The sequence below is a fragment of the Streptomyces sp. PA03-6a genome (assembly GCF_033792765.1).
GTDB lineage: Bacteria > Actinomycetota > Actinomycetes > Streptomycetales > Streptomycetaceae > Actinacidiphila.
On the sequence record NZ_JARAVK010000447.1, the window covers coordinates 1 to 4194 of the forward strand.

The window sequence follows — 4194 nt, forward strand, 5'->3', positions numbered from 1 at the left end:
TTTTTTTTTTTTTTTTTTTTTTTTTTTTTATGCCCGCGCCACTCCGCAGGTTTCCGCGGCCTTTTTCGTGGCCGGCGTAGGAGGTGATAAGAGGCCGGCCTTCGACGCGATGCTGCTGCACGCCGCCGTCGTCTTCGCCCGCACGGTCCCGGACACGGACCGGCCCGAGGAGGCCGCGCCGCTCCCCGCCCGCCGCCCGGCGCCGCTGCTGCGCCGCCGCGTCCTCGGCCCCGTGGGCCGTGAGTACGGGCTGAAGGTCGCGGTGTGCGTCACCGCCAGCGCGGCCGTGGCCCTGGCCCTGCGGGCGGACCACTGGTACTGGCTGCCGCTCACGGCGGCGTTCCTGGTGAAGCCGGACATCGGCCCGCTGTTCTCCCGGGTCGTCAACCGCTGCTTCGGTACGGCGCTCGGCGTGCTGGTCTTCGCCGCGGTGGCCGCGGTCGCCGGGGACGGGATCTGGTGGACCGCGGTCTGCGCCTCCGTGGCGGGCGCGCTGCTGCCGTTCGCGGCCCGCCACTTCGCGCTGCAGACCTCCGCCGTCACGATCATGGTGCTGGCGTTCGTCTGGGCCGGCGGCGACACCCAGGCCGCCCTGTCCCGCCTGCTGGACACCGCGATCGCCTGCGCGATCGTCGTCGTCGTGGGCCACCTCCCGCGGCTCGCCGACCCCACCGCGCGGGTCGGCCACCTGCTGGCCGTCGCACAGCGGCGCACCGGGGACTACCTCGACCACGTCCTGACCGTGCCCGCCGGCGAGCGGCCCGAGGAACGCAGGGTGCTGCGCCGGGGGGCCTACAGCGCCCTGGGCGAGGCCCGCGTCGCCGCCGAGACCCTCGCCGCCGAGCTGCCCTCGCGGCACGGCGGGAACGGCGACTGGTTCCGGGTGGTCGCCGCCTCCGAGCGGATCGTGGACGCGGCCACCGCCTGCGTCGTCCGAATGGAGCAAGGGGCCCCGCGTCCATCGCCCCGCGAGGGGGCGCAGGTGGCCGCCGCGCTCACGGCGGTCGCCGACACCCTGGACGGCAAGGCCCCCGCCGCGGGCCCTCCGGAGCTCCCCGCGGCCCCCGAGTGCGAGACGCTCGCCGACGTCGTCGCCGAGCTGCACTTCATCCGCGCCATCGTGGCGGGCCTGCCCGTGCCCGCGCGGGGCAGGCGTACCGCACGGCACCCCTTTGAGGCTGCCGCGACCGCCGTGACCGCCTCGACCGCCGAGGCCGCGGGCCGGGAGTCACAGGCGGACAATCGTCGCGATCAAGACGGGTGAGGGGCTAAGGTCGGGCCAGTCGGCGACACCGGGAGGTTGACGAGGTGGCCGTATTCCTGCTCGGGGTGGGGGCCGCTTGCTGTCTGGGGCTGGGCTTCGTACTCCAGCAGCTGGCCGCTCAGCGTGCCCCGCTGTCCGACTTCCTCTCCTTCAGGCTGCTGCTGGACCTCATGCGCATGCCGCAGTGGTTGCTCGGCGTCTTCCTGATGATCTGCGGCATGCTGCTCAGCGCCCTCGCGCTCACCAAGGGCGAGGTCTCGCTCGTCGAACCGCTGACCGCGACCAACCTGCTCTTCGCGATGGCGCTCTCCCGCCGCCTCACCGGCCAGAGACTCGGGTGGCACGGCTGGTCGGGCGTGGCGCTGCTGGCGCTCGGCGTGACGGCGTTCATCGTGGCCGGCCGGCCCTCGGGCGGCGGACCGCCCGCAGGGGCGCTGCGGCACTGGCTCGTGGTCGGCGTCGTCGTCGGCCTGGCGCTGCTCCTGGTGGGCTGCGCGCGGCGGCTGCGCCCGTCGCCCGAGGCCACGGTGCTGGCGCTCGCCGCGGGCCTGCTCTACGGCCTCCAGGACGCCCTGACCCGGATCTCCGGCCAGGTGGCCGAGGACGAGGGCGTCGGTGCGCTCCTCATGCACTGGCAGCCGTACGCCGTCGTCGCGATGGGCCTGACGGGGCTGATGCTCGTGCAGAGCGCCTTCGAGACGGCCCCGCTGCGCATGTCGCTGCCCGCGCTGACCGCCGCCCAGCCGCTCGCGGGGATCGCCTGCGGCGTCGGCTTCCTGGGCGACCGCGTGCGCGTCACGCCGGGCGCGCTGGCCTGGGAGGCGGCGGGGCTCGCGGCGATCGCCGTGGGCGTCGTGCTGCTGGGCCGGCATCCGGCGATGCCCTGCGCGCACGGCACGTCCCGGAAGGACGCGGCCGGCGTCGGCGGATCCGGCGAGGAACCCGTCAGGATCGTCCACTGACCCCGTGACCACTGACCCCGTGACCACTGACCCCGTGGCCACCGCGGTCGCCCGGCGCGCTCACCCCGTGAGCAGCCGGGCGACCGTCGCGATCGGCGGCCACGACCACTGACCGGCGCGTGCCACCAGGAAGTGCCGGCGCGTGCCGACCAGCGGGTCCAGCGGACGGGTCACCACGTCGTCGCGCTGCCGCTCCACCCCCGACTCGGCGAGCAGCGCCACACCGAGCCCCGCCCCGGTCAGCAGGTTCACCAGGTGCAGGCTGTCGACCCGGTGGACGATCCGCGGGGTGAAGCCGGCCATCGCGCACACCCGCTGCACCAGCTCGTCGTCGTCGCTGCCGCGGGAGTTGGTGATCCACCCGGCCCCGGACAGCCGGCTCAGCCCGGACAGCGGCACCGGCCCGCCCGGCCCCGGGTCGCCTGTGTGCCCGGACGGCAGCAGGAGCACCATCGGCTGGGTGGCGAACTGCCGGGCGCTGAGGCCGTCCGGCACCGGGCGCGGCACCAGGCTGTAGTCGTAGACGATGCCGAGGTCGACGTCCCCCGACAGCAGCAGCGCGAGGGTCTGCTCCGGCTCGTGCTCGTACAGCTGCACCTCGACGCGCGGGTGCTCCGCGCGGAGCCGGCCGAGCGCGGGCACGACCGTGGGCTCCACCGCGCTGACGAAGCTCGCCAGCCGTACACGGCCGGCCGGGCGGGACGCCCCGCGCAGCTCGGCCCGGGCCTCCTCGACCGCCGCGAGGATCCCCACGGCGTGCCCGACCAGGCGCTCGCCCGCCGGGGTGAGCCGCACCCGGCGGCCGACCGGGGTGAGCAGCCTGGTGCCGACCTCCTGCTCCAGGACGGCGAGGTGCTTGGAGACCGCGGAGGTGCCGTAGCCGGTGCGCTCGGCGACGGCGGCCATCGTGCCCAGGCGGCTCAGCTCGACCAGCAGGCGCAGCCGGCCGAGGTCGGGGAGCTGGTCGGACGCATCGATCATCCACCGATCGTAAACAATGCGTCCGCCAATGACGCGTGGACAGAAACAACGGGCGGCGTGTCCAATGGGGGCCGTGTCCGAGCCGCATACCTTTACGACCCGCCGCATACCTGGCGCCGTGCTGATCCTGGCCGCGATGACGGTGCTGCACACCGGAAGCGCCCTGACGACGGAACTCTTCGACGAGATCGGCCCGGCCGGCACGACGTGGCTGCGCGTCGGCTTCGCCGCGCTGCTGCTGCTCGCCTTCACCGGCCGGTCGCTGTGGCCCGCGCTCCGTGCCGCCCCGCGCCGGGACCTGGTGGCCGTCGTCCTGCTCGGCGCGGTCAGCGGCGGCATGATGCTGCTCTTCTCGGAAGCCGCCGACCGCATCCCCCTGGGCACCGCGACCGCGCTGGAGTTCCTCGGACCGCTCGCCGTCGCCGTCGCCTCCCTGAGGCAGCGCCGTGAACTCGCCTGGCTGCTGCTCGCGGCGGCGGGCGTCCTGTGCCTCACCTCCCCGTGGCAGAGCGGCGCCGACCTGGCTGGCGTCCTGTTCGGGGTCGCCTCCGGCGCGTGCTGGGCGCTGTACGTGATCGGCACCCAGCACGTCGGCAGCCGCTTCTCCGCGCAGCACGGCCTCGCCGTCTCCCTCGGCGTCGCCACGGTGTTCACCGCGCCGTTCGGGGCCCCGGGCGTGGTGGCGGGCGCCACGTGGTCGGTGCTCGCGGCGGTGGCGGGCATCGCCGTCCTGATGCCGCTGGTGCCCTTCCTGCTCGAGATGAAGGCCCTGCAGCGGATCGGCAAGACCGCCTACGGCACCCTCGCGGGCATGGAGCCTGCGGTCAGCCTCCTCGCCGCGATGCTGCTGGTCTCCCAGGTCCCGACCGCCCTCCAGGCGGCGGGTACGGCCCTGGTCGTGGTCGCCGGCATCGGCGCCGCCCGCGGCGAGAAGCGAGCGGCCGGCCGCTCCGGCCGCGAGGTCACCCGCAGCGAACCCCCCACCCC

At 74.7% G+C, this 4194-nt stretch carries 4 protein-coding genes; 3 read left to right on the forward strand and 1 reads right to left on the reverse strand.

Annotated features, from left to right (window positions below; all coding sequences use genetic code 11):
• On the forward strand, positions 1–1264 hold a 1264-nt coding region (locus PV350_RS45125; RefSeq protein ID WP_500339130.1), incomplete at its 5' end, for an FUSC family protein.
• Positions 1265–1308: 44 nt separating this feature from the next.
• Positions 1309–2226 carry a DMT family transporter gene (locus PV350_RS45130; RefSeq protein WP_499515183.1) on the forward strand — a complete coding sequence of 306 codons (918 nt, stop codon included), beginning with the start codon at positions 1309–1311 and terminating at the stop codon, positions 2224–2226.
• Positions 2227–2286: 60 nt separating this feature from the next.
• On the opposite strand, the gene PV350_RS45135 is transcribed toward PV350_RS45130, so the two are convergent.
• The gene (locus tag PV350_RS45135) at positions 2287–3207 is read right to left on the reverse strand and encodes a LysR family transcriptional regulator (protein WP_500339131.1); all 921 of its coding nucleotides are present in this window, start codon (positions 3205–3207) and stop codon (positions 2287–2289) included.
• 73 nt (positions 3208–3280) lie between these two features.
• On the opposite strand from PV350_RS45135, the gene PV350_RS45140 reads away from it, so the two are divergent.
• On the forward strand, positions 3281–4194 hold a 914-nt coding region (locus PV350_RS45140; RefSeq protein ID WP_500339132.1), incomplete at its 3' end, for an EamA family transporter.